Origin of the sequence: Actinoplanes sp. M2I2, assembly GCF_023544445.1 — a bacterium.
GTDB lineage: Bacteria > Actinomycetota > Actinomycetes > Mycobacteriales > Micromonosporaceae > Actinoplanes.
In genome coordinates this window covers 65,516-81,578 of sequence record NZ_JALPVJ010000015.1, presented here as the reverse complement: position 1 = coordinate 81,578, position 16,063 = coordinate 65,516, and the positions used below count along the sequence as shown (strand labels likewise).

At 72.9% G+C, this 16,063-nt stretch carries 12 protein-coding genes; 11 read left to right on the top strand and 1 reads right to left on the bottom strand.

Going from position 1 to position 16,063, the window contains the following annotated elements; all coding sequences use genetic code 11:
• Nucleotide 1 precedes the first annotated feature (1 nt).
• The 11 genes from HJC40_RS29005 (at nucleotide 2) to HJC40_RS28955 (ending at nucleotide 14,490) form a co-directional block, all read left to right on the top strand.
• Nucleotides 2–2,362, top strand: a complete 2,361-nt coding sequence (locus HJC40_RS29005) for an FAD-dependent oxidoreductase (protein ID WP_250005852.1) — start codon at nucleotides 2–4, stop codon at nucleotides 2,360–2,362.
• 18 nt (nucleotides 2,363–2,380) lie between these two features.
• Nucleotides 2,381–3,529 carry an N-methyl-L-tryptophan oxidase gene (solA, locus tag HJC40_RS29000; RefSeq protein ID WP_250005850.1) on the top strand — a complete coding sequence of 383 codons (1,149 nt, stop codon included), beginning with the start codon at nucleotides 2,381–2,383 and terminating at the stop codon, nucleotides 3,527–3,529.
• A 4-nt stretch (nucleotides 3,530–3,533) separates the two neighbouring features.
• Complete coding sequence (locus HJC40_RS28995) at nucleotides 3,534–4,652, top strand: aromatic ring-hydroxylating dioxygenase subunit alpha (RefSeq protein ID WP_250005849.1); 1,119 nt, start codon at nucleotides 3,534–3,536, stop codon at nucleotides 4,650–4,652.
• 169 nt (nucleotides 4,653–4,821) lie between these two features.
• Entirely contained in the window at nucleotides 4,822–5,520 is a 699-nt protein-coding gene (locus HJC40_RS28990) for an L-type lectin-domain containing protein (protein ID WP_250005847.1), read from the top strand.
• A gap of 76 nt (nucleotides 5,521–5,596) precedes the next feature.
• On the top strand, nucleotides 5,597–6,409 hold the full coding sequence (locus tag HJC40_RS28985; protein ID WP_250005845.1) for a glycosyltransferase family 2 protein: 813 nt from the start codon (nucleotides 5,597–5,599) through the stop codon (nucleotides 6,407–6,409).
• Nucleotides 6,406–7,530 (top strand): glycosyltransferase family 4 protein, encoded by a 1,125-nt coding sequence (locus HJC40_RS46295; protein ID WP_250005843.1) that lies wholly within the window; start codon nucleotides 6,406–6,408, stop codon nucleotides 7,528–7,530. Before HJC40_RS28985 ends, HJC40_RS46295 begins: the two co-directional genes overlap by 4 nt.
• On the top strand, nucleotides 7,527–9,461 hold the full coding sequence (locus HJC40_RS28975) for a hypothetical protein (RefSeq protein ID WP_250005841.1): 1,935 nt from the start codon (nucleotides 7,527–7,529) through the stop codon (nucleotides 9,459–9,461). Before HJC40_RS46295 ends, HJC40_RS28975 begins: the two co-directional genes overlap by 4 nt.
• Nucleotides 9,458–10,231, top strand: a complete 774-nt coding sequence (locus HJC40_RS28970) for a hypothetical protein (protein WP_250005839.1) — start codon at nucleotides 9,458–9,460, stop codon at nucleotides 10,229–10,231. Before HJC40_RS28975 ends, HJC40_RS28970 begins: the two co-directional genes overlap by 4 nt.
• Nucleotides 10,225–11,481, top strand: coding sequence for a lipopolysaccharide biosynthesis protein (locus HJC40_RS28965; RefSeq protein WP_250005837.1), 1,257 nt, complete (start codon nucleotides 10,225–10,227; stop codon nucleotides 11,479–11,481). Before HJC40_RS28970 ends, HJC40_RS28965 begins: the two co-directional genes overlap by 7 nt.
• On the top strand, nucleotides 11,478–12,722 hold the full coding sequence (locus HJC40_RS28960; protein ID WP_250005835.1) for a glycosyltransferase family 4 protein: 1,245 nt from the start codon (nucleotides 11,478–11,480) through the stop codon (nucleotides 12,720–12,722). Before HJC40_RS28965 ends, HJC40_RS28960 begins: the two co-directional genes overlap by 4 nt.
• Complete coding sequence (locus HJC40_RS28955) at nucleotides 12,694–14,490, top strand: glycosyltransferase (protein ID WP_250005834.1); 1,797 nt, start codon at nucleotides 12,694–12,696, stop codon at nucleotides 14,488–14,490. Before HJC40_RS28960 ends, HJC40_RS28955 begins: the two co-directional genes overlap by 29 nt.
• Here the strand turns inward: HJC40_RS28955 and HJC40_RS28950 are convergent.
• A complete protein-coding gene (locus HJC40_RS28950) occupies nucleotides 14,424–16,010 on the bottom strand; it encodes a cellulase family glycosylhydrolase (protein WP_250005833.1) in 1,587 nt (528 codons plus the stop codon). The two genes, HJC40_RS28955 and HJC40_RS28950, sit on opposite strands and share 67 nt — an antisense overlap.
• Between the last annotated feature and the right edge of the window lie 53 nt (nucleotides 16,011–16,063).

Sequence of the window (16,063 nt, the reverse complement as noted above, 5' to 3'; positions counted from 1 at the left end):
CATGACCGGGGCCAAGGTCGTGATCATCGGTGCCGGCGTGGTCGGCTGCGCCCTGGCCGACGAGCTGACCGCGCGCGGCTGGACCGACGTGACCGTGCTCGAGCAGGGCCCGCTGTTCGTGACCGGCGGGTCCAGCTCGCACGCGCCGGGGCTGGTCTTCCAGACGAACCCGTCGCGGACCCTGGCCCGGCTCGCCCGCTACACCGTCGAGAAGCTGACCGGCCTGGGCTGTTTCCGCCCGGTCGGCAGCCTCGAGGTGGCGACCACGCCCGAGCGGCTGCGCGAGCTGCACCGGCGGTTCGGCTTCGGCCAGTCGTGGGGGATCGGCTCGGCGGTGCTCGACCCGGTCGCCTGCGCCGAGCTCTTTCCCCTGCTCGACAAGGACCGGATCGGTGGCGGCCTGCACGTGCCGACCGACGGCCTGGCCTCGGCGGTCCGGGCGTGCGAGGTCCAGGCGGCCCGGGCCCGGCGCAACGGGGCCCGGTTCGTCGCCCACGCCCGGGTGGTCGAGCTGCTCACCGCCCGGGGGAGGATCGCCGGGGCGCGCACCGAGGCCGGGACCTTCGCCGCCGACATCGTGGTGAGCTGCGCCGGTTTCTGGGGACCGAGGATCGGCGACCTGGCCGGCGTCCCGATCCCGCTGCTCCCGATGGCCCACCAGTACGCGCGGACCACCGGGGTCGGGGCCGCGGACACCCTGCCGATCCTGCGTCACCAGGACCGTGACCTCTACTTCCGGGCGCACGGCGACGCCCTCGGGATCGGCTCCTACCTGCACGAGCCGATGCCGGTGAGCCTGGACCAGCTGCCCGGCGGCGCCCACCCGTCGATGCTCCCGTTCACTCCCGGCACCTTCGCGGAGTCCTGGGCGGCGGCCGGCGACCTTCTGCCGGTCGTGCGGGAGGCCACCCGGGCCGACGGCTTCAACGGTGTCTTCTCGTTCACGGCCGACGGCTTCCCGCTGCTCGGCGAGGCCGCCGGACTGCCCGGCTTCTGGACGGCCGAGGCGATCTGGGTGACCCACTCGGCCGGCGCCGCCCGCGAGGTGGCCGAGTGGATGGTCACCGGCCGCCCGAGCCTCGATCTGCACGAGTGCGACCTCAACCGGTTCGACCGGTCCCAGCTGGCCCCGGCCTACACCCGGGAACGGTCGATCCGCAGCTTCGTCGAGGTCTACGACATCGTCCACCCGCTCGACCCGCCCGGTGTCCGGGACGTCCGCACGACGCCTTTCCACGCCCGGCAGGTCGAGCTGGGCGCGGTGTTCGGCGAGGCGGCCGGGTGGGAAAGGCCCCTCTGGTACGCCACCAACGCCGCGCCGGCCGAGCCGGTCCCCCGGGACGAGTGGTCGAGCCGGCACTGGTCCCCGATCGCCGCCACCGAGGCCGCGGTCACCCGGGAACGGGTCGCGCTCTACGACATGACCCCGCTCATGCGGCTCGAGGTCGACGGCCCGATCTCCTTCCTCCAACGGATGACCAGCAACAACGTCGACAAGCCGGTCGGCTCGGTGACCTACACGCTGCTGCTGGACGAGGCCGGCGGCGTGCGCAGCGACGTCACCGTGGCCCGGCTGGCCCAGGAGCGCTTCCAGGTCGGCGTCAACGGCCCGCTCGACCTGCACTGGCTGCGCCGGCACGCCCCGGCCGGCGTCCGGGTCCGGGACGTCACCGGCGGCACCTGCGGCGTCGGAGTGTGGGGGCCGCGGGCCCGTGACCTGGTGGCGCCGCTCACCGACATCGACGTCTCGCCAGGGAACTTCCGCTACTTCCAGGCGCGGGAGGGCTACCTGGGCACGGTGCCCGTCACCATGCTCCGGCTGTCCTACGTGGGCGAGCTGGGCTGGGAGATCTACACCGGGGCCGACCACGGCGGCAAGCTGTGGGACACGCTCTGGGCGGCCGGCCGCGAGCACGGGCTGATCGCCGCGGGCCGGGCCGCCTTCACGAGCCTGCGCCTGGAGAAGGGGTACCGGCTGTGGGGCGCCGACCTGACCGCGGAGGACACCCCGGACGAGGCCGGGCTCGGGTTCGCCGTGCGCCGCGACGCCGGTGACTTCCTCGGCCGGGCCGCGCTGTCCGGCGAAGCTCCCCGGCGGCGGCTGACCTGCCTGGTGCTCGACGACCCGGGTTCCGTGCCGATGGGACGCGAGCCGGTGTATCGCGACGGGGCGCCGGTCGGGTTCGTGACCAGCGCGGCCTTCGGGCACACGGTCGGCGCCCCGATCGCGTACGCCTGGCTCCCGGCCGCCCTGGCCGTGCCCGGCACCGAGGTGTCGATCGGCTACTTCGACCGCCGGCTCGGCGCCACCGTCGCCGCCGAGCCCCTGGTCGACCCCCGGCACGAACGGCTGCGCGCCTGAACCCATTTGGAGGCACCCTTGTCGGCGTACGACGTCATCGTGGTCGGTCTCGGCGGGATGGGCAGCGCCGCCGCCCAGCAGCTCGCCGCCCGCGGTCAGCGGGTTCTCGGGCTGGAGAAGTACGGTCCCGCGCACGACCGCGGGGCCAGCCACGGCGGTTCCCGGGTCACCCGGCAGTCCTACTTCGAGGGCCCGGAGTACGTGCCGCTGCTGCTGCGCGCCTACGAGCTGTTCGACCAGCTCGCCACCGACTCGGGCCGGGACGTGATCACGCTGACCGGTGGTCTCATGATCGGCCGGCCGGAGAGCCGCACGGTGGCCGGCAGCCGGGCCAGCGCCGAGCAGTGGGGCCTCGAGCACGAGATCCTGGACGCCGGCGAGGTGCGCCGCCGGTTCCCGACGTTCGCGCCGGAGCCCGGCGAGATCGCGCTCTTCGAGGCCAAGGCCGGCTTCGTACGGCCCGAGGCCACCGTGGCGGCGAATCTGCAGCTCGCCGCCGGGCACGGCGCCGATCTGCGGTTCCACGAACCGATGACGAGCTGGGAGCCGGCCGGCGACGGGGTGCGGGTCACGACCGGGCGCGGCGAGTACACCGCCGGGCAGTTGGTGATCGCTCCCGGGCCGTGGGCGCCCGGCCTGCTGGCCGACCTGGGCGTCGAGTTCCGCATCGAGCGGCAGGTGCAGTACTGGTATCAGCCGCGCGGCGGCGTCGAGCCGTTCCGGCCCGACCGGCACCCGATCTACATCTGGGAGGACGCCGAGGGCGGCCAGATCTACGGCTTCCCGGCCATCGACGGCCCCGGGGGCGGCGCCAAGATCGCGTTCTTCCGCCGGGGCACCCCGACCACGCCGGACACCCTGGACACCGAGGTGCACGAGGACGAGGTCGCCGAGATGGCGGCCTACTGCGGGCGGCGCCTGCCGGACCTGCCCGGCCGGTTCCTGCGCGGCGAGCCCTGCATGTACAGCACCACGCCGGACGAGCACTTCGTCATCGCCCGTCACCCGGCTCACGAGTCGGTGACCGTGGCCTGCGGTTTCTCGGGTCACGGGTTCAAGTTCGTGACCGTGGTGGGAGAGATCCTGGCCGACCTGGCCACTTGCGGCGCGACCGTCCACCCGATCAGTCTTTTCGATCCCCGTCGATTCGCGGCCACCGTGGAGTAGAACCATGACGTCTTCGTTGATCCCGACGCTCGCCGGCCCCTCCTACACCGACCCGTCGATCTTCGCGCGGGAGCAGGAAGCGATCTTCGAGCGGATGTGGTTCTGCGCCGTCCGCGGCGGTGACGTGGGTACGCCGGGCGCGTTCCGCACGGTCCAGGTCGGGCGGGAGAACGTGCTGATCACGCGCTCGGCCGACGGCCGGGCCCGGGCCTTCCTCAACGTCTGCCGGCACCGGGGCGCCCGGATCTGCGTCGAGGAGTCCGGCACCGTGAAGCGGACGTTCAAGTGCTCGTACCACGCCTGGGCCTACGGCCTGGACGGCACGCTCGTGGCCGCGCCCAACCTGGTCAAGATGCCCGACGTCGACCGGGTGGAGTACGGCCTGAGCGCCGTGCACGTGCGCGAGTGGCTGGGCTATGTCTGGGTGTGCCTGGCCGGCGAGCCGCCGTCCTTCGAGCAGGACGTCATGGGGGCCTGCGTGGAGCGCCTGGGCGACCTCGACGCGATCGACCGGTACGCGCTCCCCGAGCTCGAGGTGGGCCGGCGCATCCGGTACGACGTGGCCGCCAACTGGAAGCTGATCATCGAGAACTTCATGGAGTGCTATCACTGCTCGACCATCCATCCCGAGCTGGTGCACGTGCTGCCGGAGTTCGCCGGCGGGTACGCGGCGCAGTACTACGTCGGCCACGGCGCCGAGTTCGGCCGGGACGTGGCCGGCTTCACCGTCGACGGCAGCCCGGGCGTGACCCCGATCGGCACGATCGCCGCCGAGCAGGACCGCCGTTACTACGCGATCACCATCAAGCCCCAGGTCTTCGTCAACCTCGTGCCCGACCACGTGATCCTGCACCGGATGTACCCGCTGGCCGTGGACCGCACGATCGTCGAGTGCGACTGGTTGTTCCTGCCCGCGGTCCTCGCGTCGGGCGTGGATCTGAGCCGCTCGGTCGAGCTGTTCGACCGGGTCAACCGGCAGGACTTCGAGGCGTGTGAGCGCTGCCAGCCGTCGATGGCGTCCCGGGCGTACGCGCGCGGGGGTGTGCTCGTCCCGAGCGAGCACCACATCGGCGCGTTCCATACGTGGGTAACGGACCGACTGCATCCGATTCGGGATAAATAGCTCAGTATCGTCACGCATTTCTGCGCACTGTCCTACTTTGGGCTCGTCCTAGTGGGGCAAATCATCCGAATTGGAGCGCAGAACTGTGTCTTCCTCACGTTCCTCGAGGGTGGCTCGGGGCGGCCTCGTCGCTGCCCTAGCCCTCTCGATAGCCAGTGCTGTCTCGCCCGTGGGCGCCTCGGCAGACACCGGGGATCCGCTGATCGACTACCCGACGTTCAAGGGTGCGTCCAACAACCTGGACCGTAACGGCGCCGCCGACCTCATCATGTCGGCGGGCAGCAAGGTCGACCAGCGCATCCTGCGGCTCACGCCGGGTGGCTACCGTCAGTCCGGCTCGGCCTGGTCGACCACCCGGCTCGACGTCACGAAGTCGTTCGAGTCCTCCTTCAAGGTGTACCTGCACCACTTCCGGCCGGGCGCCGACGGCATCGCGTTCGTCGTGCAGACCGAGGGCCCGCGGGCGCTCGGCGGCTGGGGCGGCGGCGTCGGCTACCGCGGCATCGAGCCGAGCCTGGCCGTCGAGTTCGACACCTACCAGAACTCGTACGACCCGAGCCGCAACCACCTCGCGGTCGTGCTCGGCGGCAACCCGAACTACCAGGCGGAGACGGCCGAGTCGCCGATCCCGCTGTTCGGCCGGCCGTTCAACGCCCGGGTCGTCTACGACGCCGAGTCGACGCTGCTGCGGGTCTACGTCAAGTCGCTGAGCGCCGGCTCGACCGAGCAACTGGTGCTGGAGCACGAGATCGACCTGGCCGAGCACGTCGGCGACTCCGCCGCGTGGATCGGCTTCACCGCCTCGACCGGCACGGGCCTGTCGAAGCAGGACATCTACTCCTGGACCGTCCAGGGTTCCGGCGTCTGATCCGGCAGTCCGCCGGCGCCCGACGGGTGCCGGCGGATGTCCCCCGCACGTCCCCACCGAGTCTTGGAGTGAAGTCATGTCCACGGTCCCCTACGCTCGCCCCGAGGCTGGAGCGGGAACCGAACTGCCGCCGCCGGTCGTCGTCGGCGCCGACGAGCCCCTGGTCAGCGTCATCATCCCCGCCCTCAACGAGGCGCTGAACCTTCCGCACGTGATGGCCGCCCTGCCCGCGGTCGACGAGGTCATCCTGGTCGACGGCGGGTCCACCGACGACACGGTCGACGTGGCCCGCCGCCTGATGCCGGGCATCCGGGTCATCCAGCAGAACCGCCGGGGCAAGGGCAACGCGCTGGCCTGCGGCTTCGCCGCGGCCACGGGCGACATCCTCGTCATGATCGACGCCGACGGGTCGACCGACCCGCGGGAGATCCCCGGCTTCCTCGCCGAGCTGCGGTCCGGCGCCGACTTTGCCAAGGGCTCGCGCTTCGCGGCGACCGGTGGCAGCGCCGACATCACCCGGCTGCGCCGGGCCGGCAACCGGTGCCTGAGCGGCCTGGTCAACGTGCTGTTCGGCACCCGGTACAGCGACCTCTGCTACGGCTACAACGCGTTCTGGGCCCGGCACCTCGACGCCTTCGCCCTGGACAGCACGACCGAGGCCGACGGCCGGCTCTGGGGCGACGGTTTCGAGATCGAGACCCTGCTGACCCTGCGCGCCGCCCGGGCCCGCCTGCGCATCGTCGAGGTGCCCAGCTACGAGCAGCAGCGCATCCACGGCGAGAGCAACCTCAACGCGTTCACCGACGGCCTGCGGGTGCTGCGCACCATCGCGCGCGAGTGGCCGCGCCGGGGGCGCACCGCCACCCCCGCGCGGGAGCGGGCGCGGTGAGGATCGGCGTCGTCACGAGCGCCTACCACCCCGACATCGGCGGTGTGGAGACCCACGTCCGGCGGCTCTGCGCCGCGCTGGTGGCTACCGGTGACGAGGTCGAGGTGCTCACCCAGCACACGATCGGCTCGGTCGACTCGATCGACGGGGTCGTGGTCCGCCGGTTCCCGCTGACCGTCAAGGCCGCCAACTACCGCTGTTCGCTGGCGCTGTGGCGGTGGCTGCGCGGCAACGCCGGCCGCTACGACGTGCTGCACGCGCACAGCTATCACGCGCTGGCCGCGCTGCCGGCGGCGCTGACCAACCGCACGCCGCTGGTCTTCACGCCGCACTACCACGGCACCGGGCACAGCCGGCTGCGGGCCGCGCTGCACCCGCTGTACCGGCCGTTGGGCCGGCGCATCGTCGCCCGCGCCGGCCGGGTCATCTGCGTCACCCGGGCCGAGCGGGAGCTGCTGATCAACCACTTCCCCGAGGCCCGGGACCGGATGGTGGTGGTGCCGAACGGGACCGACCCGGCGCCCGACCTGGTGGCCGGGCCCGAACCCGGGCACAGCATCCTCTGCGTCGGGCGGCTGGAACGCTACAAGCGGGTCGACCGGGTGATCCGGGCGATGACCCAGTTGCCGGCCGACCACCGGCTCGACGTGGTCGGCGCCGGGCCGGCCGGCGAGGAGTGGGAGCAGCTCGCCGTGCGGCTCGGGCTGGGCCCGGACCGGGTCGTCTTCCACGGCCGGCTGTCCGACGGCGCCTTCCACGCCCGGATGGCGTCGGCCGCGGCCGTGGTGTCGGCCTCGGAACACGAGGCGTTCGGCATGGCGGTGGCCGACGCGCTGACGGCCGGCATCCCGACCGTGGCCAGCTTCATCCCGGCGCACCGGGAACTGGCCTCGATGGTCGCGCCGGGCGCGCCGCTGTGGCTGGTCAACCCGGACGACGAGGTCGCGCTGGCCGGCGCGTTGCGGGTCGCGGCCGGCGCCCCGCGCGCCCAGCACGGCCGCAACGCGTTGCCCACGTGGAGCGACGTCGTGCTGGCGACCCGGGAGATCTACGCGAGCGTGGCGCCCCGCGTCCACGTGATCCAGCAGGCCGGGGCCGGAGCCGGGGCCGGCGACCGATGACCCTGACCCGGCCGGTGGCCGACGACCGCGCCGTCGCAAGCACGCCCGCACCCGAAGCGCCCGCGACGGCGTCCCGCCGCCCGGCCGTGCTCTGCGCGGCCACGCTGGTCGTGACCGGCGCGGCCGGGGCCGCCCTGCTGGTGGCGGCCAACCGCGCCGCCGAGCGGGACACCGGCCAGCAGTTCGCGCTGTTCTGGGCCGGGCTGCTGGTGTTCACCCTGCCCGCGGTGTTCTGGCTGGTCCGCCCGGCGTCGGGCGTCCGGCTGCGGGTCGCGGTCCTGACCGCGTACGCCGGCTTCACCTTCCTGCCCAAACTGCTGCGCACGCCGGACGGCCCGCTCTATCACGACGAGTTCGCCCACTGGCGTCAGGCGCGCGAGATCCTGCTCGACGGCCGCCTCTTCGAGCAGAACCCGATCGTCAAGGTCGTCGGCGACTTCCCCGGCCTGCACTCGACGGTCGCCGCGATCTCGGGGCTGACCGGCGTCTCGATCTGGCACGGCGCCCTGGTCGTGCTGATCATCGCCCACCTGCTCGTGGTGCTGGGCGTGGCCGTGCTGGCCGAGGAGATCTGGCACGACGCCCGGATCGCCGCGGTGGCCACGATCATCTACAGCCTCAACAGCTCGTTCCTGTTCTTCGACACCCAGTTCGGCTACGAGTCGCTGGCCATCCCGCTGCTGGTGTGGACGCTGGTCGCCCTGCACCGGGCGATGCGCGGACCGGCCGGCCGGGCCCGGCTGGGTTGGTCGGCGGTGACGGTGATGCTGTCGGCCGCGACCATCGCCACCCACCACCTGACCGCCCTCGGGCTGCTCGGCGTGATGCTCATCCTCTGCGCGGTGGCGACCGCCCGGGCCCTGCGCCGGATCAACCCGCGCGCCGTGACCTGGACTGCCTGGGGGCTCACGGCCGCGGCCGCCGTCCTGGTGGTGACCTACCTCGCGGTGGTCGCCCCGCGCACCGCCGGATACCTCGACCCCTACCTGGCCCGCGCGCTCGACCAGATCGCCGGGATGGCCGGCGACGGCGGGGGCGGCAGCCGCACCCTCTTCCGGGAGTCCGTCGCGCCCTGGTGGGAGCGGTACGCGGCGTTCGCGGCCCAGGGCGTCGCGGCGATCGCCATGGCCGTGGCCGCGCTGCGGCTGCGCTCGCGGCGCGAGGGCGACGCGGTGTCGCGCAACGGGGCGCTGGCCATGCTGGTGCTCGGCGCGCTCTACTTCCCGGCGGCGCTGCTGATCCTCACCCCGTCCGGCGCCGAGGGGGCCCGGCGCTCCTGGGCCTTCAGCTATCTGGGCATCGCGCTGGTCGTCGCCCCGGTGGTGGTGTGGCTGCTCGAGCGGGCGACCCGCCGGGCCCGTGTGGTCAGCGGGGCCGCCCTGCTCACCGTGTGCGCGGTGGTGCTGGTCGGCAACACCGCGGCCGGCATGAACCCGTCCTACCGCTTCCCGGGGCCGCCGGTCTTCGGCTCGGACACCCGCTCGGCGATCCCCGAGGTGTCGGCCGCGTCGGCCTGGCTCCGCTCGACCGCGGGCCGCGACCTGCGGATCGTCGCCGACCGCTACTCCGGATTGATCTTCGGCTCGTTCGGCGGGCAGCGGCCGGTCACCGGGTCGGCCTCGTTCCCGACGTACGACCTCTACCTCGCCCAGCCCGGCCGCGCGATCTCACCGCGGCTGATCGAGCAGCTCAGCTCGTGGCGGTTCACCTACCTCGTCGTCGACCGGCGGATGGCCCGGGAGGTGCCGGAGATCCAGATCTACTTCGAGACCAACGAGCCGGTCCCGCACGGCGACAAGCCCGCGTTCACGCTGGGCCAGCTGACCAAGTTCGACCGGACGCCGTGGACGATCAAGGTCTACGACAGCGGCAACATCGCGATCTACCGCTTCGACTTCGACTCGCTGCGCCCGGGCGAGGCGGGCCGATGACGACCGTACGCCTGCTGGCCGTCACCTATGCCGCCCTGCTCGGGCTCGTCGTCGGCCCCCGGGTGCCCTGGCTGTTCACGATCGTCCTGGTCGCCGCGCTGGTCGGGCTGGGCGAGCTGTGGCTGCGCGCGCTGGCCGGCGAGGCCATGCCGGCCGTGACCAGGATCGGCCTGGCCACGGTGTCCGGCCTGGTCAGCCTGCCGTTCGTGGCGCTCGTCCTGCACGTCTCGGGCGTGCTCATCCGCCCCCGTCCGATCGCGATCGGGCTCGCCGTCCTGGTCACTCTGCTCGGCGTGATCGTGCTGCTGCGCGAGCGTGCCGTCGGGGCCCCGGTGGATCCGCGCCTGACCCGCACCCTGGTCGCGGTGGCCGTGCCCGGCCTCCTCACCCTGGTCGCCGGGTTCCTCGCCCTGCGCGCGTACGACCGGTTGCCGCACCCGCCGCAGCCGGGCTACACGAGCCTGGCCCTCAACGGCTGGGCGACCGGCATCGACGGCCCGGTCGCCATCCCGGCCCGCGGCGTGCACGTGCCCGTCCGGGTGAGCAGCGCCGGGATGCCGGCCACGACCGAGCCGCTGCGGGTGCGCGTCGGCGACCGCCTGGTCTCGGGGCGCGCGCTGGCCGTCGAGCCCGACAGCACCCGCTCGGTCGACGTGTTCGTACCGGCGCCGCCCGACCGCTGCCTGCACCGCATCGAGATCAGCCTGGGCGCCCGCAGCACCGTCTTCTACGGCCGGGGACCGGCCGGGCCGGGACGGGCCGGATGCTGAGGACGGTCGCGCGGGACTCCCTGGCCCGCAACAGCGTCCTCATCATGGCCAGCACGGTCGGCACGGCCGGGCTCGGCTACGTCTACTGGCTGCTCGCGGCGCGCGAGCTGACCCAGCCGTCGATCGGCACGGCGACCGCACTGATCTCGGTCTCGGTCGTCGTCAGCATGGTGTCCAACCTGGGCATCGGGCACGTGTTCATCCAGCGGCTGCCCGGCACGGACGCCGGCGAGTGGTCGCGGATCGTCGCCGCCGGGCTGCTGCTCGGCTGTGGCGCCACGGCGGTCACCTCGTTCCTCGCGGCCGCCGTGCTGCCCTCGGTGGCCGGCCACTTCGGCTTCCTGCGCAGCTCGTCGGGGGCCACGGCGCTGGTCGTCACCTCGGTCGCGCTGACCGCCTCGGCGCTGCTCGACCACGTCTTCGTCGCCCATCGCGCGAGCCAGGGCATGTTCACCCGCAACCTGGCGCTGGCCGGCGGCAAGCTCGCGCTGCTGGCCGTCCTCACCGGGGCCGGGTACGGCGGCGCGGGCGTGGTGCTGCTCGCCTGGACGCTCCCGTCGCTCGGCGTCACCGCGTACACCCTGTCCTCGAGCCTGACCCGGCTGCGCCCCGGCGCCCGGCTCGGCCGCGCCGGCGTCGGGGCCGAGCTGCGGCGCCTGCCGGGCTCGCTCGGCGGCCACCACCTGATCAACCTCGCCCAGGCCGGCCCGACCGCGCTGTTGCCGGTGCTGGTCACCGCCCGGCTCGGCGCCGAGGCCAACGGGCACTTCTATGTGGCCTGGATGACCGCGTCGATGCTGTTCATGGTCTCGCCCGCGGTGGCGTCGGCCCTCTACGCCGAACGCGCCAACGCCCACCCGGCCGCCCTGCCCCGGGCCGCCGCCGTCGTGCTGGCCGTCACCGGGATCCCGGCCCTGCTGCTGTTCTTCGCCGGCGACCGGGTCCTCGCTCTGTTCAGTCCCGGCTACGCCGCCGAGGGCGAGCTGCTGCTGCGCATCCTCGTACTGGCCGCGCTGCCCGACGCGATCACCAACCTGGCCGTCGCGCACTGGCGCTCGCTCGGCCGGTTCCGCCGCTGCCTGCGGCTCAACCTGCTGATGGCCACCATCTGCCTGACCCTGACCTGGCTGTGGCTGCCCGGCACCGGCATCGAGGCGGCCGGCATCGCGTGGCTGGCCGGGCAGACCGCGGGCGCGGTGGCGGTCGGCGTCCGCACCCTGATGTCCCGAAGGAAGGCCCCCACCGGATGAAGATCCTGCACCTGTCCAACCTCTACGCGCCCGTGATCGGCGGGCTCGAGCGCAGCATCGCCACCAGCAGCGAGGAACTGGTCCGACGCGGGCACGAGGTCACCGTGCTCACGCTGGCGACACCGCTCGCCGATCACGACGAGACGATCCACGGCGTACGGGTGAAGCGCGTGCGCAGTGTCGCCAACACCTGGCTGCCCGGCCTGAACGCCGACCCGTCCAAGCCGTTCCACCCGACCACGGCCGACCCGCTGACCACCGCGGCCATCCGGCGGGTCCTGCGCGCCGGCGACTACGACGTCGTGCACAGCCACGACTGGATGATGTACAGCTACCTGCCGCTGCGCTTCGGCCGGGACGGGCTGCCGCACGTCCACACGGCCCACGACTTCGGGTTCACGTGCGTCAAGAAGACGTACGCCCGCAACGGCCGGCCCTGCGGCGGGCCGCGTCTGGCCCGCTGCGTGCCGTGTGCGAGCGAGCAGTACGGGCGGCCCCGCTCGGCCCTGCTCACCACGGCGTTGCGGGCCCAGGGGCACCGCGGCATCGACGCGCTCACCGCGATCTCCCCGGCGGTGGCCGACGGCGTCATCAACGGGCGGCTCCCCGGCGACGTGCCGGTCCGGATCGTCAGCAGCCTGGTCCCGGACGGCCTGGACGAGCTGGCCCGCAACACACCCCGGCCGGCGTGGCTGCCGCAGGGGCGATACCTGCTCTTCGTCGGCCAGCTCGGCCCGCACAAGGGCATCGACGTGCTCTTCACCGCGTACGAGCGGCTGCGGGCCGGATGGCGGCAGCCGGAACCACCGCCCGCCCTGGTCTGTCTCGGGACGCCGCGAGCCGACACCCCGCCGATCCCGCCCGGCGTCCTGGTGCGGCACAACGTCGCGCACCCCGAGGTGATGGCGGCCTGGCACCACGCCGCGGCGGGGGTCGTGCCCTCGGTCCTCGAACCGATGGGCCAGGTGGCCGTCGAGGCCCTGCTGGCCGGGACGCCGTTGATCGCCACCGCCGCCGGCGGGCTGGCCACCATGATCCGCGACGGCGAGAGCGGCCTGCGGGTGCCGGTGGGTGACCCCGACGCGATCGTCGCCGCCCTGCTGCGGCTGCTCACCGACCCGGCCCTGACCGCACGGCTGCGGACGGCCGGTCACCAGCGCGGGCTGGACTACACCGCCGCGCGCGTCGTCCCGCAGATCGAGGAGGTCTACCGTGACTGCATCGCCACCGCCACCCGCTGACGGCCGCACCCGGGTGGTGGTCGTCGGCTCCGGCTGGCGGTTCCTCTCCGGCATCAGCTACTACACCTGCCGGCTCAGCAACGCGCTCGCGTCGCGCTACGAGGTCGGCGCCATCCTGATGCGACAGTTGCTGCCGACCCGGCTCTACCCCGGGCGCGAGCGGGTGGGTCAACGGCTCAACGACCTCTCGTACGCCCCGTCGGTGAGCGTCTTCGACGGCGTCGACTGGTGGGGCGTGCCCAGCCTGATCCGGGCGGTGCGATTCCTGCGGGCGTTCCGCCCCGATGTCATCGTGTTCCAGTGGTGGACGGGCACGGTGCTGCACTCGTATCTGGTGCTCTGTCTGGTCGCCCGCCTGTCCGGCATCAAGGTCGTGGTCGAGTTCCACGAGGTGCAGGACACCGGCGAGGCGCAGCACCGGTGGGCGTCCCTCTACTGCCGCAAGCTGATCAAGCCGCTGCTGCGCCGCACCGACGGGGTCGTCGTCCACTCCCGCTTCGACCGGGTCGCGCTGCGAGCGACGTACGACCTGGGCGGCGTGCCGGACGAGATCGCGCTGCACGGCCCGTTCGACCACCACGACACCCAGCCCGCCGCAGCCTCGCAGCCCGCCGCAGTCTCGCAGCCCGCCGCAGTCTCGCAGCGCGCAACGGTCTCGCAGTCGCCTGCAGCCGCTGATTCCTCCTTCACAGCGGTTGCGGCGGACTCGTCGTCCTCGGCGGCTGCGGCGAGCCCCTCTTCGCCGGCGGCCGCTGCAACCCCCTCTTCGCCGGCGGCCGCGGTGAGCCCATACCCCTCGGCGGCTGCGGCGAGCCCGTACCCCTCGGCGGCTGCGGCGAGCCCGTACCCCTCGGCGGCTGCGGCGAGCCCGTACCCCTCGGCGGCTGCGGCGAGCCCGTACCCCTCGGCGGCTGCGGCGAGCCCGTACCCCTCGGCGGCTCCGCGGCCGCGGTCGGGCGAGGAACAGTGCCGGCTGCTGTTCTTCGGCACCATCCGGCCGTACAAGGGGCTGGAGGATTTGGTCGAAGCTTTTGGAAGGCTGCCCGCGCACTACACGCTGACGGTCGTGGGGGAGACGTGGGAGGGCTGGACCCTCCCGGCTTCGATGATCGCCGAGTCGCCGGCCGCCGCCCGCATCACGTTCGTCAACCGGTACGTCGCGGACTCCGAAGTGGACGGGTTCTTCGGGGCGGTCGACCTGGTGGTGCTGCCCTATCGGCGCAGCTCGGCCAGCGGTCCCTTGCACATCGCCATGAGCCACGGGCTGCCCGTCGTGGTCACCGCCGTGGGCGGGCTCGTCGAGGCGGCCGAGAGATATTCCGGCACCACCTTCGTGCCCGCCGCCGCTCCGGAAGCCCTGGCCGACGCCATCGTCGCGGCTTCCGGGAAAACGGGAAGGCGGCACACCGACCCCTCCTCATGGGAGCAGTCGGTGGCCGCCTTCTCGCGCCTGTTCGCCCGGATGGGCCTGCCGACCAGCGAGCCCTCACCCGCCGGGTCCGAGTTCGCTGGATCTTCCCCCGCCGGGCCGCAGCTCGCTGGGTCTTCACCCGCCGGATCTCGGACCGCTGGGTCTTCACCTGCCGGGTCTGAGATCCCTGGATCTTCACCTGCCGGGTCTGAGATCGCTGGGTCTTCGCCTGCTGGGCCTCGACCCGCCGGGCTGTCACCCGGCGGGTCGTCGCATGCGGAGCGTTCGGCTCAGGAGGCGGAGACCACCGCGTCGTCGAACCAGATCGTGCCCTTGTTGTCGCCCGACTTGAGGTGAACCTGCATGCTGGTCGAGCCGGCCGGGGCGACCCCGTCGACGACCAGCTTGGTCCAGCCGGTGGTGCCGACCGGCAGCCACGTCGACGAGGCGCCGCCGAGCCACTTGTCGTTGATGTCGAACCAGCTCAGCGCGATCTGCGTGGTGCCCGTGGCGGCGTTGCCGCGGGCCCACACCTCGCCGTGCCACTTCTGGCCGGACGTGACCGGGGCGATCGGCGAGACCCGGTACGACGGCGAGCCCGACGCGGTCTTGCCGGTGTTGGTGAGGCTGATCGACCACTTGCCGGTGCGCGCGGCCGACTGGGTCTTCACCGCGAGGCCGAGCTCCGGCATGTACGCACGCCACGGGCTCTGACCGGCGGTGAGCTCGAAGCTCGGGTCCATGAGCGACGCCGGCATGGCGGCGTCGGCCCAGCCCGCCTTGACCACCGCGGCGGCCGGCTTGGCGGTGCCGTCGACCCGGTAGAGGCCATAGCTGTACTGGGCTGGGATGCGCGAGACGGCCGAGGACGGGATCGCGCCCTGGGTGAAGTCGTTCAGCGTCCACGGCGCCACCGACCGCACCCCGGCGGCCTCCGCGGCCTCGAAGACGCGGGCCAGGAACGCGGCCTGCTCGCCCTCGGTGTTCTGCAGCGTGTTCAGGCCGACCTCGCCGATGACCATCGGGTACGGCGCGACCGTGGCCTGGGCGTTCCTGATGGTCGCGAGAGCGCGCTCGGAGTTGCCGTAGAAGTGGAAGTCGAAGAAGTCGATCGGCGTGGCGGCCAGGGCTGACTTGATCTTGGCCATGCCGGCCGCGCCGGCCGTGCCGTCCACCGAGAACGTCAGCGGCATCGTCGGGAACGCCGACCGCATCGCCGGCACCATCTTGCGGGCCCAGGCGACGGCCTGCGCGTTGTTCGCGTTGAACTCGTTCTGCAGCTCGAAGGCGATGACCCGCTTGTCGTTTTTGTATCGGGTCAGCACGGTGTTCGTCCAGGAGACGCTGTTGGCGACCTCCTCGTAGCCGTCCCACCAGTCGAAGAGCGTGAACTTGACGGTCATGCCCCGGGCGGCGGCCATGTCGACGAAGCTGGCCAGGCGGTCCTGGTACCCGTTCCACGGCTTGGGCCAGCCGAAGGTGGTCGGGAAGATGATGATGCGGACGTTGTCGGCGCCGAGCGCGTCGGCCTTGGCCAGGTCGGCCTGGATCTTGGCCGGGTCCCACTCCGTCCACATCCTCGACCAGCCGGCGGCGGACGGGTAGTAGTTGAGCGACTTGGCGGTCTTCACCGCGGCCAGCCGGGAGGCCAGGGTGGGGGCGGCTTCGACGACCTCGGTGATGGTCTTGGCGGGAGCGGGCGTGGCCGGGGCGGCGGCCTTGGTCGCGGGGGCGCTGGTCTTCATGACCGACTTGACGGTGGTCGGCGTCGGCGTCGTCGACGAGGAGGGGGCGGCGCTGGCCGGGCCCTGGGGGAGGGCCAGGCCCAGGAGCAGCGACGAGGCCAGGAGGGCGGCGCGGCGGCGGGGCGAGTTCACGGTGTGTCGTCGTCCTTCGGTCAGGTGTGCGGAATGTTCTGTGGGAGCGGCCC

Excerpts from the sequence above, each read along its gene's own strand:
- HJC40_RS28965 (WP_250005837.1), top strand. The coding sequence starts at position 10,225 with ATGCTGAGGACGGTCGCGCGGGACTCCCTGGCCCGCAACAGCGTCCTC.
- HJC40_RS28960 (WP_250005835.1), top strand. The coding sequence starts at position 11,478 with ATGAAGATCCTGCACCTGTCCAACCTCTACGCGCCCGTGATCGGCGGG.
- HJC40_RS28970 (WP_250005839.1), top strand. The coding sequence starts at position 9,458 with ATGACGACCGTACGCCTGCTGGCCGTCACCTATGCCGCCCTGCTCGGG.
- HJC40_RS28985 (WP_250005845.1), top strand. The coding sequence starts at position 5,597 with ATGTCCACGGTCCCCTACGCTCGCCCCGAGGCTGGAGCGGGAACCGAA.
- HJC40_RS29005 (WP_250005852.1), top strand. The coding sequence starts at position 2 with ATGACCGGGGCCAAGGTCGTGATCATCGGTGCCGGCGTGGTCGGCTGC.
- HJC40_RS28975 (WP_250005841.1), top strand. The coding sequence starts at position 7,527 with ATGACCCTGACCCGGCCGGTGGCCGACGACCGCGCCGTCGCAAGCACG.
- HJC40_RS28995 (WP_250005849.1), top strand. The coding sequence starts at position 3,534 with ATGACGTCTTCGTTGATCCCGACGCTCGCCGGCCCCTCCTACACCGAC.